Source organism: Mesorhizobium sp. WSM4848, from assembly GCF_055811375.1.
Genome location: NZ_JBVVPX010000014.1, coordinates 92,637 through 108,724, shown reverse-complemented (window position 1 = coordinate 108,724; position 16,088 = coordinate 92,637). Strand labels below are relative to the sequence as shown.

At 59.6% G+C, this 16,088-nt stretch carries 9 protein-coding genes; 5 read left to right on the top strand and 4 right to left on the bottom strand.

All coding sequences use genetic code 11. The annotated features are described in order from the left end of the window. Window positions 1–278: 278 nt before the first annotated feature. The 4 genes from fabI to AC0L16_RS15435 form a co-directional block, all read right to left on the bottom strand. The gene (gene fabI / locus AC0L16_RS15450) at window positions 279–1,061 is read right to left on the bottom strand and encodes an enoyl-ACP reductase FabI (RefSeq protein WP_077380044.1); all 783 of its coding nucleotides are present in this window, start codon (window positions 1,059–1,061) and stop codon (window positions 279–281) included. 67 nt (window positions 1,062–1,128) lie between these two features. Beyond that, window positions 1,129–2,361 carry an acetate/propionate family kinase gene (locus AC0L16_RS15445; protein WP_473621722.1) on the bottom strand — a complete coding sequence of 411 codons (1,233 nt, stop codon included), beginning with the start codon at window positions 2,359–2,361 and terminating at the stop codon, window positions 1,129–1,131. A gap of 2 nt (window positions 2,362–2,363) precedes the next feature. Further along, the gene (locus AC0L16_RS15440; RefSeq protein ID WP_473621767.1) at window positions 2,364–3,320 is read right to left on the bottom strand and encodes a phosphate acetyltransferase; all 957 of its coding nucleotides are present in this window, start codon (window positions 3,318–3,320) and stop codon (window positions 2,364–2,366) included. A 52-nt stretch (window positions 3,321–3,372) separates the two neighbouring features. Next, complete coding sequence (locus AC0L16_RS15435) at window positions 3,373–5,619, bottom strand: DUF3141 domain-containing protein (RefSeq protein ID WP_473621720.1); 2,247 nt, start codon at window positions 5,617–5,619, stop codon at window positions 3,373–3,375. Window positions 5,620–5,958: 339 nt separating this feature from the next. Between AC0L16_RS15435 and AC0L16_RS15430 the strand changes: the two genes are divergently transcribed. The 5 genes from AC0L16_RS15430 (at window position 5,959) to AC0L16_RS15410 (ending at window position 15,993) form a co-directional block, all read left to right on the top strand. Continuing rightward, window positions 5,959–8,400, top strand: a complete 2,442-nt coding sequence (locus AC0L16_RS15430; RefSeq protein WP_473621765.1) for a phosphoketolase family protein — start codon at window positions 5,959–5,961, stop codon at window positions 8,398–8,400. A gap of 83 nt (window positions 8,401–8,483) precedes the next feature. Next, entirely contained in the window at window positions 8,484–9,803 is a 1,320-nt protein-coding gene (locus AC0L16_RS15425) for a glucoamylase family protein (RefSeq protein WP_287246362.1), read from the top strand. A gap of 244 nt (window positions 9,804–10,047) precedes the next feature. Next, window positions 10,048–11,064, top strand: a complete 1,017-nt coding sequence (locus AC0L16_RS15420; protein ID WP_473621718.1) for a class I fructose-bisphosphate aldolase — start codon at window positions 10,048–10,050, stop codon at window positions 11,062–11,064. A 361-nt stretch (window positions 11,065–11,425) separates the two neighbouring features. Next, window positions 11,426–11,995: a histidine phosphatase family protein gene (locus AC0L16_RS15415; protein ID WP_473621717.1), complete on the top strand. Its 570-nt coding sequence runs from the start codon at window positions 11,426–11,428 to the stop codon at window positions 11,993–11,995. 80 nt (window positions 11,996–12,075) lie between these two features. After that, window positions 12,076–15,993 (top strand): GH36-type glycosyl hydrolase domain-containing protein, encoded by a 3,918-nt coding sequence (locus AC0L16_RS15410; protein WP_473621716.1) that lies wholly within the window; start codon window positions 12,076–12,078, stop codon window positions 15,991–15,993. Window positions 15,994–16,088: the final 95 nt, after the last annotated feature.

Genomic DNA, 16,088 nt, shown 5'->3' with positions numbered 1-16,088 from the left:
GGACGTCGAGAGCCTTCATCAGCGAACGGGTGTATTGCCCGAAGCGTTGCTGGCGCGGCACAAGCGCGATCTGTGATGCGGCCCCAAGCGCGATGCGACGAACTCCGCCATCCAACCAGTAGGTACTGTGCGCAACGTGCGTAGACGCGTTTTACAGGGTCGCGTCGCGTGAAGGCAATTCCGTAGCCACGTCGGACTTGACGTCGGGATCGTCAGCGTCCGCTGTCAGGAAGAAATGCGTGAGACACCTTGCCCTGTGCACGAGGACGACCACGCCTCTAGTCGATGATGTGGTAGCCACCATCGACGTAGAGCGTCTCGCCAGTAATGAGGCGCGCGGCGTCGTGGGCAAGGAACGCTGTCGCCATGCCGACGTCGTCAATGCTGACAAGGCTGCGCGCTGGCGCCTTTGCTTTAGCTTTGTCGAGCAATTCATCGAACTCAGGGATCCCGGAAGCGGCTCGCGTCGCCAGCGGCCCAGGGGAAATGGCATGCACGCGAATACCCTTGGGACCGAGCTCGGCCGCCAGATAGCGCACTGCGCTTTCAAGTGCTGCTTTCGCCACGCCCATGATGTTGTAGTTTTCCACTACCATCTGGCTGCCGTAGTACGTCATCGTGAACAGCGTGCCGCCTTGTCTCATCAGCGGCTCCGCCAAATGCGCCATACGAATGAACGACCAGCAAGACACGTCCATGGTCGTGAGAAAACCTTCCCGCGGCGCATCGACCACGCGGCCCTGGAGTGTATCCTTCGGTGAGAAGGCGATCGAGTGGACGAGAAAATCGAGTTCGCCCCAGGCTTTCTCAATGCGCTCGAAGACCGCCTCTATCTGACCCGGCACACCGACGTCCAACGGCATCATGATCGGCGCTTCCAACTCCTGAGCAAGCGGTTCGACGTACTTTCTTGCCTTGTCATTCAGATAAGTGACAGCGAGCTCCGCACCCAGTGCGCGGAAAGCCTTGGCGCAGCCCCACGCGATTGATTGGTCATTCGCGATGCCAACGATGAGCCCCTTCTTGCCTTCAAGCAATTGCGCTTTTGCGACGGGAATCATGCGACGGGCCTTTCCTCCGTGGGCCTGCCGGCGGGCAAGCCTTACTTTGCGATCGACAGTAGTGGTTCTAGGGCGAACGCTCCGCACTGATACGCGTGCTTTCGCCCAGACCGTCCTTTTTGTCCGCCCCGATAAGTTCCAGTGTGAGACGCGCGATCATCAGTTCTTCGTCTGTCGGGACCGCGAACAGCGCAATACGGCTTGCCTCGCTCGAGATCACTAACTCTCCGGCTGTATTGGCGGCTTGATCCAGCTCGGCGCCAAGCCAGCCAAGTTTCTCGACTATGCGCGCCCGGATCTCGGCCGAGTTCTCGCCGATCCCTGCCGTGAATACGAAGGCGTCGAGACCACCCAGCGCTGCCGCCAACGTCCCTGCGTACAGGCCGATACGGTAAACGAAATAGTCCAATGCGAAGGCGGCGTAGGCATCATCGCTCTTCAGCAGGTCGCGAACGTCATTGCTGATTCCAGACAGCCCCTTCAGGCCGCATTCACGGTACAGCAAATCCTGCACCTGCGCCGCCGTCATGCCCTTTTCCGTAATGAGGTAGAGGATCACGCCCGGATCGATCTGTCCGCAGCGCGTTCCCATCGGTAGTCCGTCGAGCGCCGTAAATCCAAGCGTGCTTTCAACGCTGCGGCCTTCTGATAGCGCGCACATGGAGGCGCCGCTTCCGAGGTGCGCGATGATCACACGTCCGCTCGCGATATTGGGTGCAATCTCGCGCAGACGTCCGGAGACATACTCGTAGGACAGCCCGTGAAACCCGTACCGCCGCACCCCCTCCGCATAAAAGCGCTCAGGAATCGCATAGTGGTCGGCTAACGCGCTGTGGCCTCGATGGAATGCCGTGTCGAAGCAGGCAACTTGCGGCAGTTCCGGACGTCGCTCGAACAGGGCGCGGATAGGCGCCAGGTTATTCGGCTGGTGCAGCGGAGCAAGCGGGACGTAACGTTCAAGATTTCGTAGGACGTCCTCGTCCACCTGTATGGGCTCAGCATAGTCCGGCCCGCCATGAACGACGCGGTGGCCGACAGCGGTGAGTTTGAATCCCTGCGTCTTCCGCAGCCAGGTTCCCGCGACGTTTGTGGCGGCGGGAAGATCCGGGACATCGCCTGCGGAATAGGCTTGATCTACCAACGGCTTCTTGTCAGGCCCGATGGCAAGCAGTCGCGGTGATGTGCCGACGCCATCGATCTGACCCTTGACTTGCCTTTGCAGACCGCCCGACCCGTCAAATCCGAATACCTGGAACTTCAGACTCGAGGAGCCGGCATTGAGGACCAGGATCGCATCCATGGCTACGTTGCCGGCAAGGCTGCCGAGCGACGGCGCGCGTCGGCAAGGAGCACTGCGACTGCGCAGGAAGCCAGCCGCGTGCGAATGGAATCAGCCCGCGATGTGAGGATGATCGGGACGCGCGCGCCGAGCACGATGCCGGCGGCGTCCGCCTTGGCAAGGAAGGTTAAATTCTTGGCAAGCATGTTGCCGGCTTCGAGATCGGGGACCACCAGGATCTGCGCGCGCCCCGCCACGACGGACCGGATGCCCTTGATTCTAGTCGCCTCCGGGTCAATGGCGTTGTCGAAGGCGAGCGGACCATCCAGCACGCCGCCCGTGATCTGGCCGCGCTCGGCCATCTTGCACAGCGCCGCGGCCTCGATGGTTGACGGTATTTTCGAGGTGACGGTTTCCACGGCGGAAAGTATAGCGACACGCGGCTCGCCGAGACCGACCTGAGTGAAGAGATCGATGGCGTTCTGGATGATGTCGCGCTTGGCGTCGAGATCGGGAAAGATATTGATCGCCGCATCGGTGATGAACAATGTCTCGGCATAGGCTGGCACATCCATCACAAACACGTGGCTGATCCGCCGCGCCGTGCGCAACCCCGTTGCGGACGCGGTGACGGCCCGCATCAACTCATCGGTGTGGAGGCTGCCCTTCATCAGTAGCTCTCCCTTCGCCTCCTGGATCAGTTCAACACCCTTTGCGGCCGCGGCATCGCTGTGCGCCGCGTCGACAAGCTCGAAACGACCGATGTCGAGACTGTGTTCCTCCGCCACCGCGCGGATTTTGCGGCTCGGTCCCACCAGGATCGGTACGATCAGGCTTTCGTCGGCTGCCTCAACAGCGCCACGCAATGAAGTCTCGTCGCAAGGGTGCACGACGATGGTCTTCGTTGCCGGCACAAGCTTCGCGCGCGCAATCAAGCGCTCGTATTTTTCGTGAGCAGTTTCGGCTTGGTCTGAGTCAATCTGGACCAAAAGCTTGTCCTCCGAGACAGTCCTTTGAGGGCTTTCCCCGTCGCTAGGATACCTTGACCAGTCGGGCTGGCTTGATCGCTTTGCCCGACAGTTCGGAAACGGCCGCCTCCGCGTCGATGCCGAACAGGCCGATAATTCGCTGCCACCGCTCCGCCGCCTCCCCGGACATGTCACCGCGTGCACTGAGCACCTCGTGGAGCGCGGCGAGGCCCTGGCGGCGTGCTTCCTCGTCCGCAGGCAGCAGATTGGGAATGGCCCCAAGCGTGGCCTCTTGATCCATGAGCAGCATCAGAAATTGATCGCGTATAAGAGCCTTGAACTCGGCCAGCGTCATCTGCAGGCCGCCATCCTTCATTGCGCGCAGGCGGCGAATGGCAGCGAATCCCCGCTCGTCAGCGCCGCCACGCGCCGCGCCGACGTAAAGCAGGGCTCGCGCCATGCATTCGCGAAGGCCGCCCGAAGAAATGCGCGACCGCAGTTCCTCGATCCGGGATTGCAGGACTTGCCAATGGAGGTGGGTTTTTCCGGCCCTCCTTTGCGGACTATAATCCGCGGGATCTATGCCGACCGCAGCCTGTAGAGCCGGCGATCCATAGACCGACAGAAATGTAGACTCCGCAAACGCTTCGGTCATGTCGCGCCATGCGTCGAGGCCCGTTTCAATCTGCCTGGATACGGTCTGCTCCAGAGCGACGAAGGGATTCTCGGCCGCGATGGGTTTGCGATCGTCCCGAATCTGATCGGCCAATGCCTTGATCCAAGTCATAAGGGGATTCGTATCCGAGAAAATTTCGTACTGAAGTCGAAGCGGGTGGAACTGCCGCAGTTGATCGGCCGCCGCCTCCGGCATGAAGGCGCGAACGAACGGCTGGGCAAACGTCCGATATTGGGCAAGGTTGATCTCGGATACTCTGGCCGCCGTGGCGAACCGGCGTTCGTCTGCCGTATCATTCCCACCCAGGGCCCGTATGTCATCGAGTGTCCGCGCTTCGCAACGCATCACCCAATCACCGATGACGATGTCGGATCCCGCAGTCTCGTCAGTCTTTTCCTCAAACACCGCTTCGTATAATCCGGGCGGCAGCACATCGATGAGATCGATGTTGCTTGAGAACTCCCCGTGCTCCTTGCGGGCAACGCCCGCCGAAACGAAGATTCCCAAATGACCGACGGTTTCGTGAACCGTGTAGACGATCGTCTGTCCGTGCGAGCGGATCTCGCCCACGTCGTCGTAGAGATCGAGGATCCACCCGAGCGCCTGCTGCGGCGGTGTGATGTTGTCTCCCTTTGAACAGAACACGACGATCGGGGCCTGAATGTTGCGCAGGTCAATCGTGGCCCCGTCGGACGTTTTGATGCGGCCGGCCGCGAGGTTGTTCCCGATAAAAAGTTCGTCAACGATGAACTGGATTTCTTCAGCGTTCAGATTGACATGACCACCCCACCATCGCTCGAAACCCAGATATCGAGGCGCTTCGGTGTCGATCTTGGAATACAGATTGTATTGCTTGCTCCAAAGCGTGTTGGCCGGATTTTGGTTCTCGAAATTCTGCACCAGCCATGCGCCATCGAACTTGCCCGCGCCAAGATCGCTTGTCAGCGCCGTGAGCCAACTGCCGCCCAACAGTCCGCCAGAGTAGCGCATGGGATTCTTGCCATGCACTCCGGCCCAGTAGGAGAGCGGAGAGCCGGCTAGGATGATCGTTCCGAAGAGTTCGGGACGCAGGGCCGCGAGCATCATCATCGCCCAACCCGCCTGGCAGTTCCCAATCACGCAGGGCTTGCCATCGGCCTGCGGATGCAGCGCGATCACTTTTTCAAGGAAGATCGCCTCCGCCAGCGCAATATCTTCGATCGTCTGTCCGGGCACGGGTTCTGGCAGGAAGCCTACGAAATAACAGGGATGCCCGGCCTTGAAAGCGACGCCTATCTCGCTGTCTGCCTTGAAGCCTCCGATCCCCGGACCATGTCCAGCGCGCGGATCAACGACCACAAATGGACGACGGTCTTGACTGACAGTGGCGCCCGCCGGCGGAATGATGCGGACCAGAGCGTAGTTGACGGGCCGGTCGAGCGTGCGCCCGTCCATCACCACCGCGGTCTCGTAATTCAGGACGTGCGGCGCCTCCTTGGCCAGATGCTCGTGATACTGGTTGGCGCGCTTCCCCATGACATCCCAGAACAGAACGCTCCGCTGTGCCGCATCGACAAGATAGTTGAGCGCCGGAGCAAAGGGGGAGAACGGGTTGGCAAGGTCGCCGCCGGCGATCTGACTTCTGCGAGCGATCATGACCGTCTCCTGTGCAAACACTTGTGGAGTGGCTGATCCAGCCTAGAAGGAGCTTTTCCCAGCACGATACCCTCTGATAGGAGGCTCGGCCTGATTAGCACCGCGGCGGGTCAATGAGAACTATGCGGTGCCGGTGATGGCAGATTTGTGACGAAATCGCGGGCATCCTTGCCCATTTTGGTCTATACTAGCGTCCAAGTCGGCGTCGGATAAGCCGTATCGGTTCATCGTGCTCATATCCATGCCAACTGCGCAGTAACCGCGGCTTGGCAAGACCGTGTCAACGCGACCGGTCCCGTTCTGGAAGAGGAGCGAACGATGGCATCGACCGCAACGAAAATGAAAGGTCGTTCTGGCGAAATTTCGGCGGCGGCCGTTAGCGCCCTCTCGACCGACGAATTACAGGCGATGGACGCCTGCTGGCGGGCATCCAACTATCTGTCGGTTGGCCAGATCTATCTTCTCGACAACCCATTGTTGAAGGAGCCGCTGAAACGCGAGCACATCAAGCCTCGCCTGCTCGGCCACTGGGGCACGACGCCCGGTCTGAACATGCTCTATGTCCACCTAAACCGGGTCATCAAACGCGACGACCTCAACATGATCTACATCATCGGACCGGGACACGGCGGCCCTGCCCTGGTTGCTCACGCCTATCTGGAAGGTACCTACAGCGAGGTATACCCAAATATCAGCCAAGACGCGGAGGGTATGAAGAGACTGTTCAAGCAGTTCAGCTTTCCCGGTGGCATTCCCAGTCACGTTGCCCCGGAGACGCCCGGCAGCATTCATGAGGGCGGGGAACTCGGTTACGCCTTGAGCCACGCCTTTGGTGCGGCCTTCGACAACCCGGACCTGATCGTCGCCTGTGTCGTTGGCGACGGCGAAGCCGAGACCGGGCCTCTCGCGACTGGCTGGCATGGAAACAAATTCCTGAATCCGGCCCGCGATGGCTGCGTGCTGCCCATTCTTCACCTCAACGGGTACAAGATCGCCAACCCGTGCTTCTTAGCGCGCATTCCGAAGGACGAATTGCAAAAGTTTTTCGAGGGCATGGGCTATACGCCTTACTTCGTCGAGGGACACGACCCGGATGACGTCCACCAGCAGTTGGCTGACGCGCTGGACACCGCAGTGGCGGAAATCAAACAAATCTGGGCTGATGCCCGAAACAACGGCAACGTGAAACGCCCGGCTTGGCCGATGATCGTCTTCCGCACGCCGAAGGGTTGGACTTGCCCGCCGGAAATCGACGGCAAGAAGTGTGAAGACTATTGGCGCTCCCACCAGGTTCCCATGGGCGACATGGAAAAGCCGGCGCACATCCGGATTCTTGAAAAGTGGATGAAGAGCTACCGGCCTGACGAGCTGTTCGATGCAGATGGCCGGTTCAATTCCAAACTGGCATCACTGGCTCCGATGGGGCATCGCCGAATGAGCGACAATCCGCACGCCAATGGCGGTTTGAAGTTGCGCGACCTTAAGATGCCAGACTTCCGGGACTATGCAGTGGCGGTGCCCAGCCCAGGCGCAACCACGGTCGAGTCGGCACGGCTGATGGGCAAGTTTCTCCGGGATGTGATGAAATTGAATTTGGAAAGCAACAATTTCCGCCTGTTCAGCCCGGATGAAAACAACTCCAATCGTTGGCAGGACGTGTTGGAGGTTACCAACCGATGTTACATGGCCGAAATCTACCCGGAGGACGACCATTTGGCGCCAGATGGCCGCGTGATGGAGGTGCTCAGCGAACATCAGTGCCAAGGCTGGCTGGAGGGCTATCTATTAACCGGCCGGCATGGCTTCTTCTCCTGCTATGAAGCCTTCATCCACATCATCGACTCGATGTTCAACCAGCACGCCAAGTGGCTGAAGGTCTGCCACGAGATTCCCTGGCGCCGATCAATCGCATCGCTTAACTACTTCCTCAGCTCGCACGTCTGGCGCCAGGACCACAATGGCTTCAGCCATCAGGACCCGGGATTCCTCGATCATGTCGCCAATAAGAAAGCGGAAGTGATCCGGATCTATTTGCCGCCCGATGCCAACACCCTCCTGGCGGTGACCGATCACTGCCTGCGCAGTCGCAACTATGTCAATGTCGTGGTCGCCGGCAAGCAACCCGCGCCGCAATGGCTGACGATAGACCAAGCCGTCAAGCACTGCACTCAAGGTCTTGGCATTTGGGAGTGGGCCAGCAACGACAAGGGCAGCGAGCCCGACGTGGTGATGGCGTGTTGCGGCGATGTCCCGACCCTGGAGACGCTTGCTGCAGTGGCGTTGATCCGCGAGCACTTACCGGAATTAAAGGTGCGGGTGGTCAACGTGGTGAATCTGATGAAGCTGCAGCCGCCGGAAGAACATCCGCATGGCTTGCCGGGTCGCGATTTCGATGCGCTGTTTACCAAGAATAAGCCCATCATCTTTGCCTTCCACGGCTATCCCTGGCTAATCCACCGGCTGACCTATCGCCGAACCAACCACGACAACCTGCACGTCCGCGGCTACAAGGAAGAAGGCACGACCTCTACTCCCTTTGATATGGTAGTGTTGAACGACCTCGATCGTTTCCATCTGGTGGAGGACGTAATCGATCGCCTGCCGCAACTGGGCGCCCGCGCCGCTTACTTCAAGCAGGCTATTCACGAGAAGCTGATCGAACACAGACAGCACATCGAGAAGTATGGTGATGATCTGCCGGACGTCAGCGGTTGGAAATGGGGCTTGATGGACAAGGGCGGCGAGTCTCGACGGACATCAACGGAAAGCGACAATATTTGAGTTGAGCTGCAATCCAAATCAGTCTTTGAGGCGAACATGCCCGATGCCCCGGTAAACCTCGGTTAACGGAGCACTTACGCACTATGCCCGACACGCTGTCGACGGATGCCGAGCTTGATCGGTTGCCGACCGATCAAGACCTGGCGCGGTTGCAGTTCTCGACATTGCTGTACTATCTGCATGAGACGAACCCCGACAACGGGCTGGTACGCGACAAGACGGAACCGAATGCTCCGGCAAGCATCGCCGCAATCGGCATGGCGCTCGCGACAATTCCCGTCATTGTAGAACGAGGAATTCTTATCCGCGAATTCGCGGCAAAGATCGCCCGCAAACGATTGCGATACTTGACGGATTGTCCGCAGGGACCGGAGCCAAACACATCTGGTTACAAAGGCTTCTTCTATCATTTTCTGGATATCGAGACGGGTCGCCGCGTTTGGCAGTGCGAGTTGTCCACGATCGATTCCGCGTTCCTGTTTGCAGGCGCCCTAACCGTCGCTACCTATTTCGATCGCGACACTCCGGATGAAGCGGAAATCCGCCACCTCGCTACTACGCTGTATGAGCGTGCCGACTGGAACTGGGCCTGCAATGGCGGTCTTTCGCTGACGCATGGCTGGCGCCCGGAAAGCGGATTCATCCCGCATCGGTGGCGGGGTTACGATGAGGGCTTGCTACTCTACATCCTTGGCCTTGGCTCGCCGACCCACCCGTTGCACCCGCAGAGCTATGCCGCCTACACCTCAACCTACGAATGGAAGAAAATCTACGGCCGCGAGCTGCTTTATTCAGGCCCGCTCTTTACTCATCAGCTGTCGCACATGTGGGTGGACTTTCGCGGCATCCGCGATGCGTTCATGCGTCACCACGACAGCGACTATTTCGAGAACAGCCGGCAAGCAACTTTCGTGCAGCAGGAGTATGCAATTCGAAACCCGATGGAGTTCGCCGGCTATGGCCAACATTGCTGGGGGTTCACGGCCTGCGACGGGCCGGGCTGGATCACGCGAACGGTCAATGGCCTTGAGCGGCAGTTCTTCGATTATATTGCCCGCGGCGCTCCGTTCGGGCCCGACGACGGGACGGTCGCACCTTGGGTTGTCATAGCCTCGCTGCCATTCGCGCCAGAGATCGTTATCCCCACTGCCCGCAATTTTGCCCGGATGAATCTCGGCATGACACGGCTTTACGGATTCAAACCGTCCTTCAATCCGTCATTCACGATAGAAGAAAGTCCCACGGGATGGTGGGTGTCCCCGTACCACTTTGGGATCGACCAGGGACCGGTCGTGCTTATGATCGAAAACTACCGGACTGGCTTGCTCTGGAACCTCATGCGCCGCTGTTCGCCGGTGGTAGAGGGATTGCGTCGAGCTGGTTTCGCGGGAGGATGGCTGTAGCGCTGTAGGACAACATCAGGGCATGCGAGCACACTGAGCTGTCGGGTGCAGCGAGCGAGGCACACTTCAGCAGCGACGGGACTGCCGCCAACACGGTTGAGGCAGGCAATCCTGTTTGGGAAACCCGCTGACTTGTTGCGACATTCTTTCTCGTACTCTTGATCTCATCTGATCTTGCGCCTATAATTTCCTGTTCGGATAAAGGGTGCACGAGTACGACGGAGAGCAAACGGGAGGGCCCACGATGAACCACGATCTGGGGAGCATCGCAGCGGCGCTAGTCGCCGAGGGGAAGGGTATTCTGGCGGCGGACGAGACCGTGCCCACATTGACCAAGCGGTTCGATGCGCTCGGAATCCATTCCACCGAGCAAAGCCGGCGCACCTACCGTGAAATGCTCTTCACCTCCGCGGGCGCGTCCGAGTTCATCAGCGGCGTCATCATGCACGACGAGACCATCCGCCAGAAGAGTTCCGGCGGGACGCCGTTCACTCAGGTCCTCTCCAGCCAGGGGATCCTGCCCGGGATCAAGGTTGACACAGGCGCGAAGCCGCTTGCCGGCTCTCCCGAGGAGACAGTCACCGAAGGGCTCGACGGGCTCCGGGATCGCCTCTCCGAATACCGCGGCATGGGCGCCCGCTTCGCGAAGTGGCGGGCAGTCATACGCATTGCGGAGACGCTGCCGAGCGCCGCGTGCGTGAGTGCCAACGCACACGCCTTAGGGCGGTACGCCGCGCTTTGCCAGGAGCAGCAACTCGTGCCAATCGTTGAACCGGAGGTGTTGATGGAGGGATCGCACACGATCGAGCGCTGCGAGGATGTCACTGGCGTGGTCCTTAACGCCGTGTTCCGTGCCCTGTTCGAACAGCGTGTCGTGCTGGAGTTCATGCTGCTCAAGCCCAACATCGTGATCGCGGGTGAGGGCTACTCTCGTCCGGTTCCCTTGCGGGACGTCGCAGGCGCCACGCTCCGCTGCTTGCGCCGGCACGTGCCCGCGGCGGTCCCCGGCATCGTGTTCCTGTCGGGTGGTCAGAACGACCGGGCGGCCACCGCCCACCTCAACGCGATCAACCAACTGCCCGGGCCAAAGCCTTGGAAGATCAGTTTCTCCTACGGGCGCGCACTCCAGGATCCGGCGCTGGAGGCGTGGCATGGACGCGACGAGGAGCTGAAGATGGGCCAACAGGCCCTTTACCACCGGGCTCGCTGTAACGGCGCGGCTAGTCTTGGGACGTACACCGATGAGATGGAGGCGGCATAGGTGGGCTTTGGTAGTCCGCCGCATCACGACCAGCCGGGCGGTGGAGTATGGGCACAAGCCGCACTACCTCGAGGGAGCGAAGCTGAACGAGATGCCCCCATGCCTTTAGATATGTCCGTCGTGAACGACCTGACCCGCTTCCATGGGCCAGGCGACGTCATCGACCGGTTGCCGCGGCTGGCAGCTTGAGCCGCTTACTTCAAGCAGGCCATCCGTCACGATCTGATCGAGCACAGGGGGTACATCGCATTACACGGCGGCGACCTGACCGAAATCGCGGGCGGAGTGTCGGGACAAGCAACGGCCTTGGGAGCGCTGCGATCGACGGCGGCTGACAGCGTCTAAGCCAGGAGAGCTGGACGTGAACGTATTCGTGATCAGGCATGGGGAGACCGAGTGGAGCCTGAGCGGGCAACACACAGGTACAACAGATCTCCCCTTGACCGACAACGGACGACGACAGGCAGAACGGACGCGTCCGGTGTTGGCGCGGCAGACGTTCGCGCTCGTTCTCGTAAGCCCACTACAGCGCGCGCGGGAGACTTGTGAGTTGGTGGGTCTCGGCGCCGGCGCCATCGTCGACCCAAGCTTGATCGAGTGGGACTACGGCGAATACGAGGGGCTGACGCCCCAGCAAATCCAGGCGAAAAGACCGGGCTGGTTGATTTTCCGGGATGGATGCCCGGGGGGCGAGACGCCGAGGCAAGTTAGCGCGCGTGTGGATCAAGTCGTGACGCGGGCGCGGGCTGCGAACGGCGACGTTGCTCTGTTCGCGCATGGGCACGTGCTGCGCGTGCTTGCGGCGCGTTGGATCGGGCTTCCACCGCGAGCCGGACAACATTTTCTTCTGAATACCGGTACGTGGAGCGTTCTCACTTACTATCGGGAGATACCCGCAGTAAGGATCTGGAATGGACATGTCGCCGATTAGGCCGCGGGAAAGTTGTCGGCGGTGGTTGCAGTGACGATTGCCTTCGAAGCCGGTGTCGTCGTTTGAGTGGGAAAACGTTGATGGCAAAATCAATTCACGGCGATAGCGCGCCCGAGCCGACGAGACACAGTAGCGCTCCTGAATCGATGGATCCGGCCCCCACCGTCGCTTTGCTCTCTAACGGTCGCTACAGTGTCATGCTCACAGCTACAGGAGCCGGTTGGGGCACATGGAAGGACCTTGACGTTACCCGGTGGCGAGAGGATGTCACCCGCGATTGTTGGGGCCAGTTTTGCTACGTCCGAGACCAGGTGGACAACACTCCATGGTCCATCGGCAAGCAACCACTTTTCCGACCTCATAATATCTACACGCACACGTTTCATGGAGACAGGGCCGAGTTTCGCTGTCGAGCCGAAGACATCGAAATTTCCTGGAAAGTATGCGTCGCACCAGATGTCGACGCAGAAGTGCGGGCACTTACGATTGTCAACCATGGCAGGAAGGCACGAACCCTCGAACTAACCAGCTATTCCGAGGTCTGTCTGAACAATCGCCGCGCGGACAGAGCACATCCGACGTTTGCCAAGCTCTTCGTGGAAACGCAGTACGACGAGGCGACCGGCGCCTTGTTTGCGCGTCGCAGGCCGCGCGATGCGAAAGAAAAACCGATCTGGGCGGTTCATGTTTCGTCGTCGAGTCAACAGGTCGGCCAAGTGGTCGAGTATGAGACTGATCGACGCAAATTCCTTGGACGCGGCCGCACGGCAGAAAATCCCACCATATTTGACGCGGGGGCAGCTCTATCCGGCACGACCGGCCCGGTTCTCGATCCCGTCTTCTGCCTGCGAAGGACGGTCCATCTGGAAGCGGGTGATACGGCGCGCGTAGCCTTTGTGACGGGCGCCGGCGACAACCATCAGGCGGTCCGCGCGATTGCAGAGCGATTCTCACGTATCGATGCCGTCGATAAGACGTTCCGCGAGGCATCGGAAACTTATCAAGCTGAGCTTCACGACCTAAAGCTGACTCTCGACAAGGTCTCTTTGTTTAATCGCCTGGTTGGAAGTATCGCATTTGCAAATCCGGCTTTGCGGCAGGCGACGGCGTTCAAGAAAAATCACTTCTTCGATCGCGCAGCTCTTTGGTCGCACGGGATATCCGGTGACCTTCCGATCGTGCTGGTTCGCATCGAAGGCAACGGGGATAAGACGCTCGTTCGCGAAGTGACAAAGGGGCACGGGTTTATCCGCCGCAGAGGTTTGCAATTTGACCTTGTGTTGCTTGATACACGCGGCGCCAGTAGCGCAAAGCAATTGGTCAAGAGACTGCAAGCCGGAAAGGCAGCCGAAACGCTAGGCAAACCAGGAGGAATCTTCGTCTTGTCGGCGGGCACGGCCTCAGACGATCAAATCACAGCGATCGCCGCCGCTGCGCGCGTCATCCTTTCAAGCAACTCTGGTTCACTGGCCAATCAGCTTGATCGACCATACGCAGTTGAAGTTGAAACGCCTCCGGGTCGAATATCCGCGGCTCGAGCGGGCGAGACACTCACGCGCCCTGCTGCGATCCCGCCCAAGGATTTGTTGTATTGGAACGGTTTCGGGGGCTTCGCCCCTGACGGGCGCGAGTACGTCATTGTGGTCGACGGCGTCAATTCGCAAGCGCCGTCCCTGCCGCCGGCGCCTTGGAGCAACGTCATCGCAAACCCGAGTCTTGGCTGCCTGACGACTGAAGCCGGGCTTGGGTACACTTGGTCGGGCAACAGCCAGATGAACCGGCTGACGCCTTGGTCGAATGACCCGGTTTCAGATACACCTGGTGAGGTCGTCTACTTGCGGGACGAAGAAACCGGAGAGATCTGGACGCCAACGCCCTTGCCATTGGGACATCGAGCCGTCGTGACCGTTCACCATGGCCAAGGCTACAGCCGGTATGAAAGTATCAGCCGAGCTTTGGATCACAAGTTGACGGTGTATGTCCCGCCTAACGGTGAGATCAAGATCGTGCATCTCGAATTGACGAACGATGACTCTCGACCTCGCCAAATATCGGCAACATATTTCGCCGAGTGGGTTCTGGGGACACATCGTGAAGACGCTGCGATGCAAGTCGTCTGCGAACGCGATGTCGAATCGGGAGCCATCGTGGCGCACAACGCATGGGGCGGTGATTTTGTCGGGAAACTGGCGTTCGTGGCCGCCAGTCAGGTTGCGAGTTCAGCCACTTCCGATCGCGCGGAGTTTCTTGGCAAATACGGCTCGGTGTCTCGGCCCGCTGCATTGCAGCGGACCAGTCTGGCAGAAAGATTCGGAACCTTGGAAGATCCCTGCGCCGCGCTGATGGTGGACATTTTGTTAGAGCCTGGCGACACCAAGGACGTTATTTTTGTTCTTGGACAAGCTGCCGGCCTCGAGCAGGTCCGCCGACTTGTTCGCGAACATGCAGACGTCGACCGCGCTCGCGAAAGTTTCGCCGCTTTATCTCGTCAGTGGGACGACATCCTAAATGCAACGCAGGTCTCAACGCCGGACATTGGCTTCAATCTGATGATGAACCGGTGGCTGCTTTATCAGGTCCTGTCTTGTCGCGTTTGGGCGCGCTCTGGCTTTTACCAGTCGGGGGGCGCGTACGGCTTTCGCGACCAACTTCAGGACGTCATGGCGTTGGTCCACTGCGCGCCGAACGAAACCCGCTCACACATCCTGCGAGCGGCGGCACGGCAGTTTGAGGAAGGTGACGTTCAGCACTGGTGGCATCCTCCGTCCGGCATTGGCGTGCGCACGCGCATGACCGACGATCTATATTTCCTTCCCTTTGTCGTTCACCACTATGTTTCGACAACCGGCGACATCGGTTTGCTCGATGAGCAGATTCCGTTCATTAGGTCCCCCCTCCTGAAGAAGGACCAGGACGAGGACTTCAACCGGCCGGACACCAGCGAACAAATCGCTGCAATCTATGAGCACTGCATTCGAGCCCTGGAACACGGGTTCCGTCTAGGCCGCCACGGCTTGCCGCTCATGGGAACGGGCGACTGGAACGACGGCATGAACAAGGTCGGCGCGGAGGGCAGGGGTGAAAGCGTCTGGAACGGGTGGTTCTTTCTTACAGTCCTGAAGTCGTTTGCCACGATTTCGGCCGCTCGTGGGGATGAGAGCTGCGCCGCGTGGTGCCGCGAAAGAGCCGAAACCTTGCGCGTGGCCTTGGAAGCCAACGCCTGGGACGGTACTTGGTATCGCCGAGCCTATTTCGACGATGGCACTCCGCTCGGGTCGTCGCTCAACGATGAATGTCAGATCGATGCCATTCCACAGGCTTGGGCTGTCATTTCCGGCGAGGCCGATGTGGAACGTGCTTCAACGGCAATGCACGCGGTTCACGAAAGGCTTGTGCGACAGGAGGACAAGCTGATTGCGCTATTCGAGCCCCCATTTGACAATGGCCCACTGCAACCTGGCTACATCAAGGGTTATGTTCCCGGTATCCGCGAGAATGGCGGCCAGTACACCCATGCAGCCGCGTGGGTTGTTTGGGCCACAGCCTTGCAGGGCGATGGTGATCGCGCCATGCATCTGTGGAACTTGATCAATCCGATTTGCCACGGAGCGACGAGAGATCAGGTCGAACGCTACATGGTAGAGCCATATGTGGTCAGCGCCGACGTGTATGGCGCGCCGCCGCATGCGGGACGTGGTGGTTGGACATGGTACACGGGTTCAGCCAGCTGGTTATATCGAGCAGGGCTGGAGGCTATTCTTGGCCTTCGACGTGAAGGTCAGTTCCTCCTGTTCCAGCCATGTGTTCCCGCAAGCTGGTCGGACTATGAAATCACCTATCGGCACGGTCGTGCGACTTATGAGATTCGCTTTGACAATTCGTCCGGGGCTGGCCGAGGAGTACGCTCGGTGATGATGGATGGGGTCCTTTTGCCAAACGGAAATGTTCCCCTCACAGACGAAGACCTGACACACGAGGTTCGCGTGTTAATCGGTTAGTGGCCACGATTGATCGTTGAGTTGGCGGCCCAGGTCCACCGACGTTACCTTCCGCAGGGGTTTAGCGAGCCCCGAGGGCAGAGAAACTCCAGCCG

Bases quoted from the DNA above. Each gene is read 5' to 3' on its own strand.
- fabI (WP_077380044.1), bottom strand. From the start codon at position 1,061: ATGATTCCCGTCGCAAAAGCGCAATTGCTTGAAGGCAAGAAGGGGCTC.
- AC0L16_RS15445 (WP_473621722.1), bottom strand. From the start codon at position 2,361: ATGGATGCGATCCTGGTCCTCAATGCCGGCTCCTCGAGTCTGAAGTTC.
- AC0L16_RS15435 (WP_473621720.1), bottom strand. From the start codon at position 5,619: ATGATCGCTCGCAGAAGTCAGATCGCCGGCGGCGACCTTGCCAACCCG.
- AC0L16_RS15430 (WP_473621765.1), top strand. From the start codon at position 5,959: ATGAAAGGTCGTTCTGGCGAAATTTCGGCGGCGGCCGTTAGCGCCCTC.
- AC0L16_RS15425 (WP_287246362.1), top strand. From the start codon at position 8,484: ATGCCCGACACGCTGTCGACGGATGCCGAGCTTGATCGGTTGCCGACC.
- AC0L16_RS15420 (WP_473621718.1), top strand. From the start codon at position 10,048: ATGAACCACGATCTGGGGAGCATCGCAGCGGCGCTAGTCGCCGAGGGG.
- AC0L16_RS15410 (WP_473621716.1), top strand. From the start codon at position 12,076: ATGGCAAAATCAATTCACGGCGATAGCGCGCCCGAGCCGACGAGACAC.